The sequence below is a fragment of the Streptomyces sp. NBC_01476 genome (genome assembly GCF_036227265.1).
Taxonomy (GTDB): domain Bacteria; phylum Actinomycetota; class Actinomycetes; order Streptomycetales; family Streptomycetaceae; genus Actinacidiphila.
The window spans coordinates 5,334,429-5,350,678 of sequence record NZ_CP109446.1 but is presented as its reverse complement, the minus strand read 5'-3'; the positions used below and the strand labels follow the sequence as shown (position 1 = coordinate 5,350,678).

Below are 16,250 nucleotides of genomic sequence, written 5' to 3'. Positions count from 1 at the left end.
CAGGGACCCCAGCGGGGCGCTGCGGGTACCCCCGGACGAAGTCCGGTGGAGGAACCGCGCGGGCGACCGGCCACCGGCCGGAGGCTCCCCGGTCGCGCCGGCCGCCCCACCCGCTTAGCCTCCGAGAGGAGAACCCCCCACGAGGTGCGGCGGAGCGAAAGGGCGGCGAGGTGCGCAAGAGACGTCGGGTGGTCCCAGCGCTGCTCGCGGCCCTCAGCGCCGTGGGCATGTTCCTCACCGTGCCGATCGGCGAGGCCCGCGCGGACGACCCGGTCCGCCTGAACCGCAGCGGCCAGATCACCGACAAGGTCGGCGCGCTCGGCAACCGCTCCCCCGCCGTGGAATCCGCCCTCGACCGGCTCTACACCGCCCACCGCGTCCAGCTCTTCGTCGCCTACGTGGGCGGTTTCTCCGGCCGCAGCCCGCAGGACTGGGCGAACGCCACCGCTATGAAGAACGGCCTCGGCCGGCAGGACCTGCTGCTCGCGGTCGCCACCCACGACCGGCAGTACGCGGTCTCCGCCGACCAGGACTCCGGCCTCACCCAGGCCCAGCTCGACGAGGTGAGCGACGCGGTGATCGAGCCGGCGCTGCGGTCGAATGACTGGGCGGGCGCCGCGGCCGGCGCGGCCGGCGGTTATGACGCGGTGCTCTCCGGCCGCCCGGTCAGCCCGCCGGCGATCACCCCGGGCGTGGCCGACCCCGGTGGCAGTAGCACCGCGGCGAGCAACGGCGGCGGTGACCTGTGGGTCCCGGTGGTCGTGGTCGCCGCCCTGGTGGCCGCGGGCGGCTTCCTGCTGCGCCGCCGCCGTGCCAAGCAGCTGCCGGACCGCCCGGCGCCCGGCGGCGCCCCCGGCTGGGTCGGCCCCCGGCCCAAGGCCAAGCAGCCCACCCCGCTCACCCCGCTGCCCGAGCTGGACAGCCAGGCCCGGCAGCTGCTGGTCGCCACCGACGACGCGGTCCGCACCAGCCAGGAGGACGTGGGCTTCGCCGCCGCCCAGTTCGGCGACGACGCCGCCAAACCCTTCGGGGAGGCGGTCGAGTACGCGCAGAGCGAGCTCACCGCGGCCTTCCGGATCCGGCAGAAGCTCGACGACGCCTTCCCGGAGGACGACGAGACCCGCCGCCAGATGCTCGACGAGATCCTCTCCCGCTGCACCCAGGCCAACCGCCGGCTCGACGCCGAGTCCGAGGCGTTCGACCGGCTGCGCGCGATGGAGGCGAACGCCCCCCAGGTGCTGGCGCGGGCCGAGGCCACCGCCACCGCCCTGCCCGGCCGGATCGCCGCCGCCGAGGCCGCGCTCGGCCCGCTCGCCGAGCGGTACGCCGACTCCGCCCTCGACCCGGTCACCGGCTATCCCGCCGAGGCCCGCGACCGCCTGGCCTTCGCCCGTACCAGCCTGGACCAGGCGCAGTCGGCCATCGGCACCGACCACAGCCGCGCCGCCGTCTACGTCCGTGCCGCCGAGAGCGCCCTCGACCAGGCCGCCACCCTCGCCGACTCCGTCACCCGCCGTGAGCGGGAACTCCACGCGGCCGACGCCAGGTTGCGCGAGGCGCTGGCCGAGACGGACGCGGACCTGGCCGAGGCCAGGGGCCTGCTGAAGGGCGCCACCCGGGAGGAGGGCCCGGCAGCCGCCCCCGCCGACGGCACCGCCTACGCCGACCTGCGGGGCCGGATCGGCCGCGCCGACGCCGTACTCGCCGACGTCCGCATGGAGCTGGCGGCCGGGCGGTACGACCCGATCGCGGCACTGCGGCGGGTCGAAGAGGCGGACTCCGGGCTCGACCGGTCGCTCGCCGGGGCCCGGGAGCGGGCGGACGGGCAGGAGCGGGCCCAGGCGCTGCTGGCGCAGGCCCTGCTGGCCGCCGGCAGCGAGGTGGCCGCCGCCCGGGATGTGATCACCACCCACCGGGGGGCGATCGGCAGCCAGGCCCGCACCCGGCTCACCGAGGCCGAACGGCGGTTGCAGCTGGCCGGGGCGACCGCGCCGGGCGACGCCCCTGCGGCGCTGGAGCACGCCCGGGAGGCGGACCGGCTGGCCCGCGAGGCGCAGGCCGCCGCCCAGCAGGACCTCAGCGGTTACGGGGAGTTCGGCGTGGGCAGGCGCGGGGGCGGCGGCATGGGCGGCGGCATGGGCGGCGCGGTCCTCGGCGGCATCCTGCTCGGCGGCATCCTCGGCGGCGGAGGCGGTGGCCGGGGGTACGGCGGCGGTTACGGCAGTGGTTACGGCGGCCCGGGCCCCGGCAGTTTCGGCGGCGGACGCACCCGTGGCCGGATGGGCGGCGGCGGGCGCTTCTGACCCACGGCGACCAGCCCGACCGGCCGAGACCGGCCCTGACCGGCCCTGACCGGCCCTGACCAGCCCTGACCAGCCCTGACCAGCCCTGACCAGCACGGCACTTCAAGCGCACAGGGAGCACGTATGACCAAGCAGACCATCCTCGGCCGGGTCGCCCAGCTCGCCAGGGCGAACCTCAACGCGCTCCTCGACCAGGCAGAGGACCCGCAGAAGATGATCGACCAGCTGATCCGCGACTACACCGACAACATCGCCGAGGCCGAGGAGGCGGTCGCGGGCACCATCGGCAGCCTCCGGCTGATGGAGCAGGACCATGCCGAGGACGTGGCCGCCGCCGCCGAGTGGGGCGGCAAGGCGCGGGCCGCCAGCCGCAAGGCGGACGAGCTGCGGACCGCGGGCAGCGCCGCCGAGGCCGACCGCTTCGACAACCTCGCCAGGATCGCGCTGGGCCGCCAGCTCCAGTCCGAGCAGGAGGCCGCCACCGCGGCGCCTGCCATCGCCGCGCAGAACGAGGTCGTCGGCAAGCTCAGGAGCGGCCTGGACCAGATGAAGGAGAAGCTGAACCAGCTCCAGGGCCGACGGGACGAGCTGGTGGCCCGGTCGCGTTCCGCGCACGCGCAGAACCAGCTGCTGGACGCGATCAAGAGCGTCGACGTCCTCGACCCCACCAGTGAACTGGGCCGGTTCGAGGACAAGGTGCGGCGCGAGGAGGCCAGGGCGGCGGGCAGGCAGGAGCTGGCCGCGTCCTCGCTCGACGCCCAGTTCGAGTCGCTCGACGCGCTCTCCGACACCGCCGAGATCGACGCCCGGCTGGCCCGGCTGAAGACCGGAGCGGCGTAGCGCCGCGGCGCCGGCCCGCTCCCGGGGCGTAGAAAAAGGGCCTCACCCGCAAGGCCCCGCGCCGCATCTGTGTCCTCGGCGTGCTCGTCGTGCTCGTCGTCCCCGGCGTCCGTGCGGCTCCGCCGCTCAGTACATGCTCAGCAGGTCGTCCACCGACGGCCCGGCCGGCTCGGCCCCCGACGCCCCGCCGCGCAGCGCCAGTTCGAACCACACCGTCTTCCCGCGGTGCGTCCGCCGGCTCCCCCAGCTCTGGCTGAGCATCGCCACCAGCTGCAGGCCGCGCCCGCCCTCGTCGGTCTCCCGGGCCCGGCGCCGCCGCGGCTGCAGCAGCGCACCGTCCCACACCTCGCACACCAGCGTCCGGTCCAGCAGCAGCCGCAGCCGGATGTCCCCGTAGCCGTGCCGCAGCGCATTGGTGACCAGCTCGCTGACCAGCAGCTCCGTGGTGTCCACCAGATCGTCCAGGCCCCAGTCGAGCAGCTGGTCGTGGGCGAGTTCGCGGGCCCTGGCCACCGAGGTGGGCTGCGGCTCCAGCGTCCAGTCGCCGACCTTGTCCGCCGGCAGCCCGTCGATCCTGGCCATCAGCAGGGCGATGTCGTCCTCACCGTGCGCGGTGTCCAAGGTGGCCAGGACGTGGTCGCAGATGTCCTCCAGCGGTCTGGCGGGCCCGGCCAGCGAATCACGGAAGGCGTCGAGCCCCTCGTCCAGCGGGTGGCTGCGGGACTCCACCAGACCGTCGGTGTAGAGGGCGAGCAGCGCTCCGTCGGTCAGTTCGACCTCGGTCTCCTCGAACGGCTCGCCGCCGACGCCCAGCGGTACGCCCCGGGGGACTTCGAGCAGCAGCGGTGTCTCCCCGGGCTCGACCACCACCGGCGGCAGGTGGCCCGCGTTGGCGATGGTGCAGCGGCGGGTCACCGAGTCGTAGACGACGTAGATGCAGGTGGCCAGGTAGACCTCGGCGAGGTCGGCGTCGCCGCGCTCCTTGGCCCGGCGGGTGCCTCCGTGGGCCGGGGCGCCGAGTCCGGCGACCACCTCGTCCAACGCGCCCAGCACCTCGGCGGGTTCGAGGTCGAGCATGGCCAGCGTGCGGACCGCGGTGCGCAGTTCGCCCATCGCGACGGCGGCCCGCAGCCCGCGGCCCATCACGTCGCCGACCACCAACGCGGTGCGGTGGCCCGGCAGTTCGATCACGTCGAACCAGTCGCCGCCGACTTCCGTCTCCATGCTGCCGGGCAGGTAACGGCAGGCGATGTCCAGGCCGACCGCCTCCGGGTCGTCCGGCGGGAGGAGGCTGCGCTGGAGGATCAGCGCGCGTTCGTGCTCGCGGCGGTAGAGGCGGGCGTTGTCGATGAATATGGCGGCGCGGGCGGCGAGTTCCTCGGCGAGCATCCGGTCCCGGCCGGTGAACGGCTCGCTGCCCTTGGCCCGGGAGAACTGCACCAGGCCGAGCACGGTGTCCCGGGCCACCATCGGCACCACGAGCGTCGACTGCACCAACGGGCTGCCGTGCTCCCCGACCTGGCCGTCGCTGTCGAGCACCTGCGCCTGGGCGGTGCGCAGCGCGCGGGCGCTGGCCGAACCGAACCGGTAGCGGTGCACCGCGCCGACCGAGACCGGGCCGTCGGCGGGGATCACGTCGTCGTCACCGGCCATCGCCACCGGCGCGTCGGAGACCGCGCTGGCGAAGGCCACCCGGCGCAGCTCGCCGCTGCCGTCGGTGGTGCCGGTGCCGGTCAGGTCCTCCTCGCCGGAGAGCAGCGCCTGGTAGAGGTCGACCGAGGCCAGGTCGCAGAAGTGCGGCACCGCCACGTCCAGCAGTTCGCGGGCGGTGGTCTCCAGGTCGAGCGAGGTGCCGATCCGCGAGCCCGCCTCGTTCAGCAGCGCCAGATTGCGCCGGGCGTGCGCGGCCTCGCGTTCGGCGCGCTGCCGTCCGGTGACGTCCATGGCGAGTCCGGCGACGCCGATCGGCCGCCCGGAGCCGCTGTGCAGCCGGTAGAGCGACATCGACCAGCGGCGGCGGGTCGGGTCGCCGGGCACGGTGCCGACCAGCGGCATGTCCAGCACCGCCTCACCGGTCTCCAGCACCTGCCGCAGCGCGGCGGTCAGCCGGTCGGCCTCCACCCGGGAGAGGAAGTCGTGCGGGCCGCGGCCGCGGTGCTCCTCGGCGGCCCGGCCGAAGACGGTGGCGAAGCGTTCGTTGACCCGGATCAGCCGCAGCCGGGTGTCGAAGAGCACGAAGCCCATCGGGGACTGCCCGAAGATGGCCTGCGAGGCGGCCAGGTCGGTCTCGATCTGCCGCAGCGTCGCCACGTCCACCGCGATGCACAGCGCCCCCTCGTTGGCGGGCATGACGTAGACCTCGGCCAGGCCCTCACCGCCGGAGGCGTCCTTGTACGGCACCAGGCCGTTCCACTCCCGGCCGTCCAGGATCTGCGCGAGCCGCTCGTGTCCGCGCCGCTGGACGTCCGGCGGCGCGAAGGCGGCGATGGGGTCCTGGCCCAGTGCCTCGGCCGAGCTGACGCCGAAGAACTCCTCGGCGCGGTGGCTCCACTGGTCGATCCGGCCGTACCGGTCCAGCGCGAAAGAGGCGACACGTATGTAGTCGTAGAGCGAACCGGGCGGGCTTGACTGCCAGACGCCGTTCCGGGTGCCGCCGGCCTCATCGAGCCCGTCAGCGCCGTCAGCGCCGTCCGCGCTGCCCGGGCCGTCAGCACTGTCCAGGCCGTCCGCGCCGCCGATACCCGCTGCGCTGTCGACGCCGTCGACGCGACCACCGTCGCCGGCACCGCCGGCACCGCTGTCGTCACCGGGCGGAACCGCCCCTGCTGGCCTGTCGCTCACTCGCCCGACCCCTCCAGCTCAGCACACATGGACCGGTTGGAGCTGAGTATTCAGCATGAGGACCGTCCAGCACACGGTCTTGTCGATCACAGCATCATCTCGGCTCCTGGGGTACGGGGGACGTCCCCGGAACACCACGGCCACCCCTTTCGCTCCCGCCTCTTCGGCATACCCGGCACAGTCCCTCCGAACCATGGCGCAGGCCCGCACCGGGCCGCTCACGGCAGCGCCAGTTCGAACCAGACCGTCTTGCCCAGTGGCCCGTGCCGCGTCCCCCACCGCCGTGACGCTCCGGCCACCAGTTGCAGACCCCGGCCGCCCTCGTCGTCATCGGCCGCCACCCGCTCGCGCGGCGGATCCGGCAGCGGGTCCGAGACCTCCACGAGCAGTGAGGTGCCCCGTACCATCCGGACTCCGATCGGGCCGTGCGCGTACCGGAGCGAATTGGTGACCAGTTCGCTGACCAGCAGCACTGTGACATCCGACAGCGGGGCCAGGCCCCACTCCACCAGAGTGTCACGGACGCGGCGGCGCGCCAGTCGTACCGCACCTGCCTCGGCGGGGAAGGTCCAGGCCGCGGTGGAGCCGGCCGGCAGCCCGCCGAGCCTGGCCATCAGCAGGGCCACGTCGTCCGGCTCCCGGCCCGGATCCATGCTGTCCAGCACCTCGTCGCAGGCCTCCTCCAGCGAGTCCAGGCGCCGGCAGAGGGAGTCGCGCAGCCGGTCGAGGCCGGTGCTGAGATCCTGGCCGCGGGCCTCCACCAGGCCGTCGGTGTAGAGCACCAGAACCGCGCCGTCGGGTACGTCCAGTTCGGTGGTCTCGAAGCGCTCGCCGCCGACGCCCAGCGGCACCCCGGTGGGCAGGTCGAGCAGCCGGGCCTCGCAGCGGTCGGGGTCGCCCTGCTCGACCAGCACCGGCGGCAGGTGGCCCGCCTGGGCGATGGCGCAGCGGCGGGTGGAGGGGTCGTAGACCGCGTAGACGGCGGTGGCCATCCACCCCTCGACCTGGCTCTGGGCGAGGTCGTCGCCGAGGTCGTTGACCCGGCGCAGCAGTTCGTCCGGCGGCATGTCCAGGCCGGCCAGGGTCCGTACCGCGGTCCGCAGCCGGCCCATGGTGGCGGCGGCGCCCAGGCCGTGGCCCATCACGTCCCCGACCACGAAGGCGATCCGGCCGCCGGCCAGCGGGATCACGTCGAACCAGTCGCCGCCCACCTCGGCGCCGCTGCCGGCCGGCACGTAACGGAAGGCGATGGCCACGCCGGGCGGCTCCGGCACCAGCTGGGGCAGCAGGCTGCGCTGCAGCATCAGCGCGCCCTCGCGCTCGCGTACGTAGAGGCGGGCGTTGTCCAGCGCGGTGCCGGCCCGGTCGGCGATCTCCATCGCCAGCGCCAGGTCGTCGTGGTCGAACGCCTCCCTGCCGCGGCCCCGGCTGACCACCAGCAGCCCCAGCACCACACCGCGGGCGCGCAGCGGCAGCACCAGTATCGAGGTGATGCCCAGCTCCACGGCGGCGAGCGCGCGGGGGTCGTCGGGGTAGGTCGTCGCGCCCAGGATCTCCTCGGCGGACGAGATCAGCCGCGGCTCGCCGGTGGTGAGCACGGTGCCGAAGACCGACTTCGGGGTGAAGGTGACGGTGCTGCCGACCCGCAGCATCCGGCTCACCTCCGGCCCCCAGTGCACCGCGGCAACCCCGAGCTGGCGCATCGGGCGGCTCTCGCTGTACGGCATGGTGGGCAGCTCGCCGCCCTCGTCGATCCCGGCGTGCAGGATCACCCCGGAGTAGTCGGCGAAGGTGGGGACGACGGCCGAGGCGAGCGCTTCGACCGCCCGGCGCACGTCCAGCTCGCCGGCGATCCGTGAGCCCAGCTCGTCCAGAAGGGTCAGCCGGTGCCGGGCGCGTTCGGCCTTGGTGGCGTCCCTGACCCGTTCGGTCACGTCCATCACGGTGGCGCTGATGCCCAGCACCCGCCCCGACCGGTCGACCAGCCGGTGGTACGACAGCGACCGGAAGCCCTTGCCGCCGGGGGCGACCGCGACCAGGTCGATCACCGGGCGCCCGGTGACCAGGACGTTGCGCTGCAGCTCGGTCAGTTCCTCGGCGAAGGTGGGGCCGAGCACGTCCCGCACGGTGCGGCCCAGGTGGTCGGCGGCCGGAATGCCGTTCATCGAGGCGAGGGCCTCGTTGATGCGTACGTAGCGCAGTTCCCGGTCGAAGATGGCCACGCCCAGCGGGGAGGCGTCGAAGAGCGAGTCCAGGGCGGCGAGGTCGTGCTCCAGGGTGCGCAGCCTGCTGGTCTCCACGATCGAGGCGAGCACGAAGGGGCGGCCGTCGCCGTCCACCAGCAGGCTGGCCCGGGTCTCGACGTGCACGGTGTGCCCGTCGCGGTGCCGCAGCGCCAGGATCCCGTCCCACCGGCCGGTCCTGAGCAGTTCCCCGAGGATGCTCTCGGCCTCCGCCTCGCGCTCTCCGCCGAGCAGTCCGGTGACCCGGCGCCCGACGATGTGCTCCCCGGCCCACCCCAGGACGTCCTCCGCGAGGGGGCTCCAGAGCAGGACGCGTCCGCTGGTGTCGAGCATCACCACCGCGACGCGCAGATTGTCCAGCAGCGCCCCGGTGCGCGCCTCCCCCTCGCCTTCCGCACCCATCCGAGCCACCCCCACACCGGGTCCGCGCGCCACCAGAGGTTTTTCCCTCTTACCCGATATTGCCCGGTTGGCCCCTGTTCCGCCCACGGGGCGGCCCCGTAACGGCACGGGGGCGCCCGGCGCCGGAAGCCCGGCGGATCGCGCTCCGCGGGGGTGGCGGTCAGAGCCCGCCCGCACCCCGCGGGACAGCGGTCAGATCCAGCCCGCGGACCCGGGCAGTGGGGGTCAGAGCCGCCCGCGGACCCGGGCGGAGGCGGTCGCGGACCGGAGCGGCGGCGGTCGGAGGCGGTCGCGGACCGGAGCGGCGGCGGTCAAGGCCCACCCGCGGACCCGGGCGGTGGCGGTCGGAGGCGGTCGCGGACCGGAGCGGCGGCGGTCAGAGCTGCCCGCGGGCCCAGGCGGAGGCGGTCGCGGACCGGAGCGGCGGCGGTCAGGGCCCGCCCGCGGACCACGGCGGTGGGGGTCGGAGGCGGTCGCACCCCGCAGGGGGCCGCGGTCAGAGGCGGTCGCGGACCCAGGCGACGGCGTCGCGGTCCGCTTCGAGCCAGTCGAGCTCCGCCGACTCCGCCGCGGAAACCCAGCGGAGCAGGTCGTGGTCCTGCAGTGCGCGGGGCGTACCCCCGGCGACGATCGCCGCGGTCCAGACCCGCAGCACCCGCCCGGCGGGCAGCCCCCACTCCCCCGGCACCCGCTCCAGGGGCAGCACGGAGACCCCCAGCTCCTCGCGCAGCTCCCGTACGAGGGCGCCCCGCTCGCTCTCCCCCTCCTCGACCTTCCCGCCGGGCAGCTCCCACCGCCCGGCCAGCTCCGCCGGAGCCGTCCGGCGTGCGGCCAGCAGCCGCCCCTCGTGCAGCAGTGCGCCGCCCACCACCAGCCTCACGCCGGCGCCGCCCGCTGGCCGGCGATCCGCTCGATCAGGTAGACCCGCCCCGCGCCGGCCCGGCTGCCGAGCGCGTCGGCGACCCGCTCCGCCTCCGCCCGCGTCGCGTACCGCCCCACCCGGTACCGATTGGCGCCACCGTCGTGCCGTATCAGTACCCACATCAACTCGGCCATCACGACGTAGCCCCCTCCAGCACGCTCAGGTGCGTCATGTACGCATCGGCGCACAGCGGGGTTTCCGGGTCAGGGGAAACGGCGATGCGCATATGCCCGACCCTACGCCCGAGCTTCACCGCCCGGGTACGGATTACCACGAAGAGGTACTGATCCGGCCAGCTGTTCGACTGAATATATGACGATGCGTCAGATGTGGCGGCTCACCCCACACCGGGGCAAGTCGCCACCACCGAACAGACCAGGCGCACAGACCACCACCGAACAGACCACCACCGAACAGACCGGTACCGCACAAGACCGGCGTCAGCGCACCGGCAAGTGGTACACCGCCCGGTACCGCTCCGCCGGGATCACCACGTCCGCCGTCTCCACCGGGCGCCCGGAGGCGTAATACGTGCGCCGGATCTCGATGACGATGTGCCCCGGCACGCCCCCGAGCGCCGCCGTCTCCTCGGCGAGCCCCGGGCGCGCGGCGACCTCCTCGGCCATGTGGTCCACCAGGATGTCGATCGCCGCCATCCGCGGCACCACCCCCTGTCCGCCGACAGGCCCCTCCTCGGGCAGCAGCACCGGCGTACGGGCGGTGAGCGCCAGCGGCTCCCACGAGGTGGAGAGCATGGCCGGCTCACCGGCGGCCCGCAGCAGGTACTGCGTGCGCATCACCCGGTCGCCTGGCGCGATGCCCAGCCGCTCCGCCACCTCCACCGAGGCGACGTCCTGCACGCTGCGCGACTCCCAGGTGCCCTCGCTGGCCTCGTCGGCCTGCTCCTGCCGGAAGACGGTGGGGACGCCGGACGGCCGGTAGCCGCTGCGGACGATCCGGCGCTGCCGGGGCCGCTCGCGGACATACGTGCCGGAGCCGGAACGCCCCTCCACGAACCCCTCGGCCATCAGCACCTTGCGTGCTTCCAGCGCCACCGTGTCGGAGACGCCGTACTCGGTGCGGATGCGGGCCTGTGACGGCAGCCGGGCGTGCGGCGGCAGCGTTCCGTCGAGGATCTTCCGCCGCAGGTCCTCCGCAACACGAAGGTAGGCGGGCTGCTCACCGAAGGCCACGTGCCCCTCCCAGGGGTTGACTGTGCGCGACAGCTTGGCAACCGTCGGTACTCGTCCGCAAGCTACCCCCTGAACATCACGCTGAGCGGCGGGAGGCGGCCGTACCCGATCCGGGTACGGCCGCCTCCGCGCCTCGCGGACCGTCCGTCCGCTCAGACCCCGATGCCGGAGCCGTCGCCGTTCGCCGCGTCCTTCACCGTGCCGGTGACCTTGCCCGACCGGCTGCCGAAGAAGCAGGTCACATCGCGGTCGCCCCGCCGCCACCCGTCCTCGGGCGGCATGTAGTAGTAGATGTCCATCCCGGCCGGCAAGGTGGCGTCACCGAGGTAGTCGTCGGCGTAACGCGCACAACTGTCGGAAGCGGTGCGGGAGATGGCGTCCACCCCCGGGTAGCCGCCGTCGTCGCCCGGGTCGAGCGGGAAGACCCGGTACGCCTCCGCGTCGTGCTTCTGGTCGCACGGCACCACATCGACCGTGGTGGAGCGGGTGCCCTCGTCGCCGTAGTCGGAGAGCGAGCTGTGCACGGTGTTGAAGCACTGCCCGGCGTTGATGTCCGCGACATGGGTATTGCCCTCGTCCAGGGCGCCGATCACGCCGAGCACGACCACCAGCGCGGTCACCAGGGTGCCGACGCTGCCGATCACGATGCCCGAGATGGCCAGCCCCTTGCCCCGGTCACCACGGCGGTTGACCTGCCGCAGGCCGAAGATGCCGAGGATCAGGCCGACCAGCGGGATGCAGAGCAGCGCCGTCACCAGCGAGGCGATGGCCAGCCCGTTGGTCGGCCGCGGGGCGTACCAGCCCTGGGGCTGCGGCGGATAGCCGTACCCGGCGGGAGCACCGTACGGCCCGCCGGGGTACGGCGGCGGCCCGCCGGGGGCGGTCTGGCCGTACGGCTGCTGCGGCGGCACCTGCTGTCCGTACGGGCCCTGCGGCTGTCCGTACTGCGGCAGACCCCCGTACGGCCCGTTCGTCTCGTAGGACGGGGGCGGCGGAGGCGGCGGGGGCGGGCCGTCCGGCTTGGCGCCGTAGGGCGGCGTGCCGTCGGGGGACGGCGGGGGCGGAGGCGGCGGCGGTATGTCCACCAGGGGAGTTTACGGTCTGCCGCAGGCGCGGGAACCCCGGCCGGACGTGTCCGGAACCGCACCCGTCCCGCCCACCGTGCGCGCGACGCGACGGGGTGCTCTTCCGCAACTCCCGGTCACTGCGGTACCAATTGCCCTACGTACTCCGCCCCGGTTTCCCCGTTCCGCTTGACCGCTATTGGTCCAGACCAATACTTTCGCGCCATGCGTCGAAGAATCCTCGGCCGTATGGCCGCGACGGCCGCCACGCTCTCCCTGGTCGCCGTCCTTCCCGCCCTCACCGGCGGCAGCTCCGCGCAAGCCCACGACGGCCGGGGGCACTCCGCGCCCGCGCCCGCCAACCCGGCCTACAAGAACGTCGGTTACTTCACCCAGTGGGGCATCTACGCCCGCAACTACCAGGTGAAGAACGTCGAGACCTCCGGCACCGCGGCCAAACTCACCCACCTCAACTACGCGTTCGCCAACATCGGCGCCGACGGCAAGTGCTTCGAGGCCAATGTCGCGGGCGAGGGTGACGCCTGGGCCGACTACCAGCACCCGGTGGACGCCGCCACCTCGGTGGACGGCACCGCCGACACCGCCGAGCAGCCGCTGGCAGGCAACTTCAACCAGCTGCGTGAACTCAAGGCGAAGAACCCCAAGTTGAAGGTGCTGATCTCGATCGGCGGCTGGGGCTGGTCCACCAACTTCTCCAACGCGGCGCTGACACCCGCCTCCCGCACCGCACTTGTCGCCTCCTGCCTGGACATCTTCATCAAGGGCAACCTGCCGCTGCTCGACGGCAAGGGCGGCCCCGGCTCGGCGGCCGGCCTCTTCGACGGCGTCGACATCGACTGGGAGTGGCCCGCCTCCTCCGGTGACGTGGACACCGTCTACCGGCCCCAGGACAAGAAGAACTTCACCGCGCTGGCGGCCGAGTTCCGCAAGCAGCTGGACGCGTACGGCCGCAGCAAGCACAAGCACTACGACCTCAGCGCGTTCCTGCCCGCCGCCCCGGCGAAGATCGACGCGGGCTTCGAGGTCAAGAAGATCTTCAAGTACCTCGACTTCGGCACCGTCCAGGGCTACGACTTCCACGGCCCGTACGAGGCCACCACCAACCAGCAGTCCGCGCTGAAGGCACCCCGCGACACCCCGGTGCCCAACGACTTCAGCGACACCCAGGCGGTCGGCGACTGGCTGCACCGCGGCGCCCCGGCCCGCCGGCTCGTCCTCGGCATACCGTTCTACGGCCAGGGCTGGACCGGCGTCCCCGACGGCGGCACGGCCGGCCTCTTCCAGCCCTCCACCGGCCCGGCGCCGGCCACCTGGCAGGCCGGCAACGAGGACTACCACGCGCTGAAAGCCCTTGCCCAGTCCGGCACTTACGCCGTGCACCGGGACACCAAGGACGGCTTCGCCTGGCTCTACGACGGCACCAACTTCTGGACCTACGACGACCCGCAGGTGGTCACCCAGAAGACGGCGTACATCAAGAAGCAGCACCTCGGCGGTGCGATGGCGTGGTCGCTGGACGGTGACACCTCCGACGGTGAGCTGATGACCGCGATCGACACCGGGCTCAACCCGCCGCCCCCGCACCACGGCCACCACTGACTCTGCCAAGTCGCCTGGCGGTTCGCGCGGTTCACGCGGTTCACCGACGGTGCCCGGCTCCCCCGGAAGGACGGGAGAGCCGGGCACCGTCACGCCAGCGGCGGGTCCTGACACCGGACGCGCGACCCGTCTAGGCGTCGAAACCGGTGTTCCTCGCCCGTGCCTCCCAGGGGGTGATCTGGGCCCGGACCTGGTCCAGGTGGTCCAGCACCGCGGTCACCCCGTCGTCGCCCAGCGGCAGGTGCAGCGGGGTGTCGTCGGCGTCCAGCGCGGCCAGGACGAGCGCCGCGGCCTTCGCCGGGTCACCGGGCTGGGCGCCGTCACCCGCGGCGACCATCGTGCGCGTGCCGCCCACCGTCGCCTCGTAGTCCGGGAGTTCGGCACTGACACTGCCGTTGCCCATCAGCGAGGTCCGGAACGCGCCGGGCTCCACGATCAGCGTCTTGATGCCGAGCGGGCCGACCTCGTCGGCCAGCGCCTCCGTCATGCCCTCCAGCGCGAACTTCGTCCCGCTGTACGCGCTGAAGCCGGCGAAGGACATCTGCCCGCCCATGCTGCTGAGCTGGACGATCGCACCCGAGCGGCGGGCGCGCATCCCCGGCAGCACCGCCCGTACCAGCGCTGCGGGGCCGAAGACATGGACGTCGAAGAGGTCGCGCAGCTCCGCGTCCGTGGTCTCCTCGAAGGCGCCGACATGGGTGCGGCCGGCGTTGTTGACCAGGACGTCGATCCGCCCGTGCCGCCCGAGCACCCCGGCGACGGCGGCCTCGATCGCCGGCAGGTCGGCGACGTCCAGCCGCAGCGCCTCCACCTGGTCCGGGTGGGCGGCGACCAGCCCGTCCAGTACCCCCGGCCGCCGCGCCGCCGCCACCACGACATCGCCCGCCGCCACCGCGGCCTCGGTGATCGCCCGGCCGAAACCGCCGTTCGCCCCGGTGACCAGCCATACCCTGCCCACTGCCGTCCCCCCTGTCGCTCGTCTTACCGCCCACCCTCCCGGACCGTGCCCTTGCCGGTCCAAGATCCGTCGTGATAGCCGATGGTCATGGACGTTCACGGGCGGGACCTGCGGTACTTCGTCGCGGTGGCCGAAGAACTGCACTTCACCCGCGCCGCCGAGCGCCTCTACGTCTCGCAGCCCGCACTGAGCAAGCAGGTCAGGGCGCTGGAACGGCAGCTCGGCACCGCGTTGTTCGTGCGCGACCGGCAGGGTGTCGCCCTCACCCCGGCCGGTGCGGCCCTGCTCCCGTACGCCCGGCAGCTCCTGGCGACCTGGGACGAGGCGTGGACGGTGGTGGAGGGCGCGAAGGCGGACCAGCGCCGCACCCTGGTGGTCGGGATGAGCACAAGCCCGGGCCGCGGCGCCCTGCTCCCGGCGATCAGGTCCCGCTTCTCCGCGGCTCACCCGGACGCCACCATCCGTGTGCGGCAGGTGAGTTGGGACGACCCCACGGCCGGGCTCGCCGACGGCGCCAGCGATGTGGCCTTCGTCTGGCTGCCGCTGCCCGACCAGCGGCGCTACGACCATGTCCTGGTCGCCGCGGAACCCCGCCTGGTGGCTCTTCCCGCCGCCCATCCGCTGGCCGCGCGCGACACGATCGCGTTCGCGGACCTCCTGGACGAACCGTTCCTCGCCCTGCCCGCCGCCGCCGGCCCGCTGCGCGACCACTGGCTCGCCACCGACGCCCGCGCCGGCCGCCCGGCCCGGATCGGCGCGGAGGTCGCGAGCACGGAGGAGACGTACGAGGCCCTGGTGGCAGGGCTCGGCGTGGTCCTGCTCGCGGCCGGCAACGCGCCCCTGGTCAGCCTCGGCGGCGTCACCACCCGCCCGGTCTCCGGCCTCTCCCCCGCCCGCTTCGCCCTCACCTGGCCCCGCGCCTCGACCAGCACGCTGGTCCCCGCATACGTCCGCGCCTGCCGCGAGGTCCTCCGACACCGCGACGCGTGACCGCGGCGGGGGGCCTATGCGGGGGCCCGTAACCGCCGGGCCTACGCCGGGAGGTAGACCGTGACCCACTCCGCTTCCCGCGGCGCGTAGCCGTACCGGTCCGCCAGGCCGTGCACGATCGCCCGTACGTGGCCGGCCCCGTAGACCACCGCCACCCGGAGCGGCTCCCCGCCGCGCTCGGTGTGGATCTCACCGAGCGCGTCGAGCAGCAGCTGGTCACGCCGGTCGGAGAGCGCGTGGCCGACCGGATCGTCGTCCATCTCCTCGGCCCGCGCGGTGAGCGGAAAGTCGTCCACGGCGGTGTCCGCGTCGAGGAAGGCCCGCGGCCCGCGCAGCGCGAACACCAGGCCGTACACCGGGGCAGCGATCAGCACCAGCACGTACAACCAGCGCGGCAGCGCCCGCAGGTCCGCGATCGCCTGCTCGGCCGTCACATCCGGATTGATCACCGGCACTCCCTCGGGAAGCAGCACCTCGTCGGTCTGCTCCACCAGCCCGTTCCGCCGCCACCGCGGCGCGAACCGATAGGCGAGCGTGATCACGCCGACCCCGAGCGACTTCCCCCTGATCCCTTCCAGAACGATCAGATCGCACTCCCGCAGCCTGATCCGCACCTGCGCGTAGAACGTCGGCGACGCCACGTGGATCATCGGGAACACCACGAACTCCAGCGGCGTCCCCCGCCGCCGCAACGTGATCACCGCGGACCGCACCGCGAACCCGGTCACCTCGATCACCTGCATGCTTCCCCCCGCCCCCGTTGTCCCCCACCCGGAACCACGCCCCACCCCCTCCCCCCGGTTCCCGCACGGGCGGGGTGAGGGCGGGGCTCGGGGGGAACTCCGGTACGCGAGGGGCTGGTTGCGGGGCCGGG

12 protein-coding genes are annotated in these 16,250 nt (G+C 73.8%); 4 read left to right on the top strand and 8 right to left on the bottom strand.

The window, feature by feature from the left end; translation table 11 throughout:
* Positions 1–227: 227 nt before the first annotated feature.
* Both OG552_RS23470 and OG552_RS23465 read left to right on the top strand, forming a co-directional pair.
* A complete protein-coding gene (locus tag OG552_RS23470) occupies positions 228–2,303 on the top strand; it encodes a TPM domain-containing protein (RefSeq protein ID WP_443071190.1) in 2,076 nt (691 codons plus the stop codon).
* A 123-nt stretch (positions 2,304–2,426) separates the two neighbouring features.
* Positions 2,427–3,143 carry a PspA/IM30 family protein gene (locus tag OG552_RS23465; protein WP_329136023.1) on the top strand — a complete coding sequence of 239 codons (717 nt, stop codon included), beginning with the start codon at positions 2,427–2,429 and terminating at the stop codon, positions 3,141–3,143.
* Positions 3,144–3,269: 126 nt separating this feature from the next.
* On the opposite strand, the gene OG552_RS23460 is transcribed toward OG552_RS23465, so the two are convergent.
* The 6 genes from OG552_RS23460 to OG552_RS23435 form a co-directional block, all read right to left on the bottom strand.
* The gene (locus OG552_RS23460; RefSeq protein WP_443071009.1) at positions 3,270–5,984 is read right to left on the bottom strand and encodes a SpoIIE family protein phosphatase; all 2,715 of its coding nucleotides are present in this window, start codon (positions 5,982–5,984) and stop codon (positions 3,270–3,272) included.
* A 218-nt stretch (positions 5,985–6,202) separates the two neighbouring features.
* Positions 6,203–8,629 (bottom strand): SpoIIE family protein phosphatase, encoded by a 2,427-nt coding sequence (locus tag OG552_RS23455; protein ID WP_329136021.1) that lies wholly within the window; start codon positions 8,627–8,629, stop codon positions 6,203–6,205.
* A 496-nt stretch (positions 8,630–9,125) separates the two neighbouring features.
* The gene (locus OG552_RS23450) at positions 9,126–9,500 is read right to left on the bottom strand and encodes a (deoxy)nucleoside triphosphate pyrophosphohydrolase (RefSeq protein ID WP_443071189.1); all 375 of its coding nucleotides are present in this window, start codon (positions 9,498–9,500) and stop codon (positions 9,126–9,128) included.
* A gap of 5 nt (positions 9,501–9,505) precedes the next feature.
* Positions 9,506–9,685 carry an SPOR domain-containing protein gene (locus OG552_RS23445; protein WP_329136019.1) on the bottom strand — a complete coding sequence of 60 codons (180 nt, stop codon included), beginning with the start codon at positions 9,683–9,685 and terminating at the stop codon, positions 9,506–9,508.
* A 306-nt stretch (positions 9,686–9,991) separates the two neighbouring features.
* Positions 9,992–10,744 carry a GntR family transcriptional regulator gene (locus tag OG552_RS23440; protein ID WP_329136017.1) on the bottom strand — a complete coding sequence of 251 codons (753 nt, stop codon included), beginning with the start codon at positions 10,742–10,744 and terminating at the stop codon, positions 9,992–9,994.
* 152 nt (positions 10,745–10,896) lie between these two features.
* Entirely contained in the window at positions 10,897–11,829 is a 933-nt protein-coding gene (locus OG552_RS23435; protein WP_329136015.1) for a DUF4190 domain-containing protein, read from the bottom strand.
* Positions 11,830–12,033: 204 nt separating this feature from the next.
* Here OG552_RS23435 and OG552_RS23430 point away from each other — a divergent pair, with 204 nt between their 5' ends.
* Positions 12,034–13,428: a glycoside hydrolase family 18 protein gene (locus OG552_RS23430; protein ID WP_329136013.1), complete on the top strand. Its 1,395-nt coding sequence runs from the start codon at positions 12,034–12,036 to the stop codon at positions 13,426–13,428.
* A 130-nt stretch (positions 13,429–13,558) separates the two neighbouring features.
* Here OG552_RS23430 and OG552_RS23425 read toward each other — a convergent pair whose 3' ends face one another.
* Complete coding sequence (locus OG552_RS23425; RefSeq protein WP_329136011.1) at positions 13,559–14,386, bottom strand: SDR family NAD(P)-dependent oxidoreductase; 828 nt, start codon at positions 14,384–14,386, stop codon at positions 13,559–13,561.
* An 81-nt stretch (positions 14,387–14,467) separates the two neighbouring features.
* On the opposite strand from OG552_RS23425, the gene OG552_RS23420 reads away from it, so the two are divergent.
* Positions 14,468–15,376, top strand: a complete 909-nt coding sequence (locus tag OG552_RS23420; RefSeq protein WP_329136009.1) for a LysR family transcriptional regulator — start codon at positions 14,468–14,470, stop codon at positions 15,374–15,376.
* Positions 15,377–15,417: 41 nt separating this feature from the next.
* On the opposite strand, the gene OG552_RS23415 is transcribed toward OG552_RS23420, so the two are convergent.
* Positions 15,418–16,119, bottom strand: coding sequence for a hypothetical protein (locus tag OG552_RS23415; protein WP_329136007.1), 702 nt, complete (start codon positions 16,117–16,119; stop codon positions 15,418–15,420).
* Positions 16,120–16,250 lie beyond the last annotated feature (131 nt).

Coding starts and splice junctions, on each gene's coding strand:
- OG552_RS23420 (WP_329136009.1), top strand. CDS start 14,468: ATGGTCATGGACGTTCACGGGCGGGACCTGCGGTACTTCGTCGCGGTG.
- OG552_RS23465 (WP_329136023.1), top strand. CDS start 2,427: ATGACCAAGCAGACCATCCTCGGCCGGGTCGCCCAGCTCGCCAGGGCG.
- OG552_RS23415 (WP_329136007.1), bottom strand. CDS start 16,119: ATGCAGGTGATCGAGGTGACCGGGTTCGCGGTGCGGTCCGCGGTGATC.
- OG552_RS23470 (WP_443071190.1), top strand. CDS start 228: ATGTTCCTCACCGTGCCGATCGGCGAGGCCCGCGCGGACGACCCGGTC.
- OG552_RS23455 (WP_329136021.1), bottom strand. CDS start 8,629: ATGGGTGCGGAAGGCGAGGGGGAGGCGCGCACCGGGGCGCTGCTGGAC.
- OG552_RS23445 (WP_329136019.1), bottom strand. CDS start 9,685: ATGGCCGAGTTGATGTGGGTACTGATACGGCACGACGGTGGCGCCAAT.
- OG552_RS23430 (WP_329136013.1), top strand. CDS start 12,034: ATGCGTCGAAGAATCCTCGGCCGTATGGCCGCGACGGCCGCCACGCTC.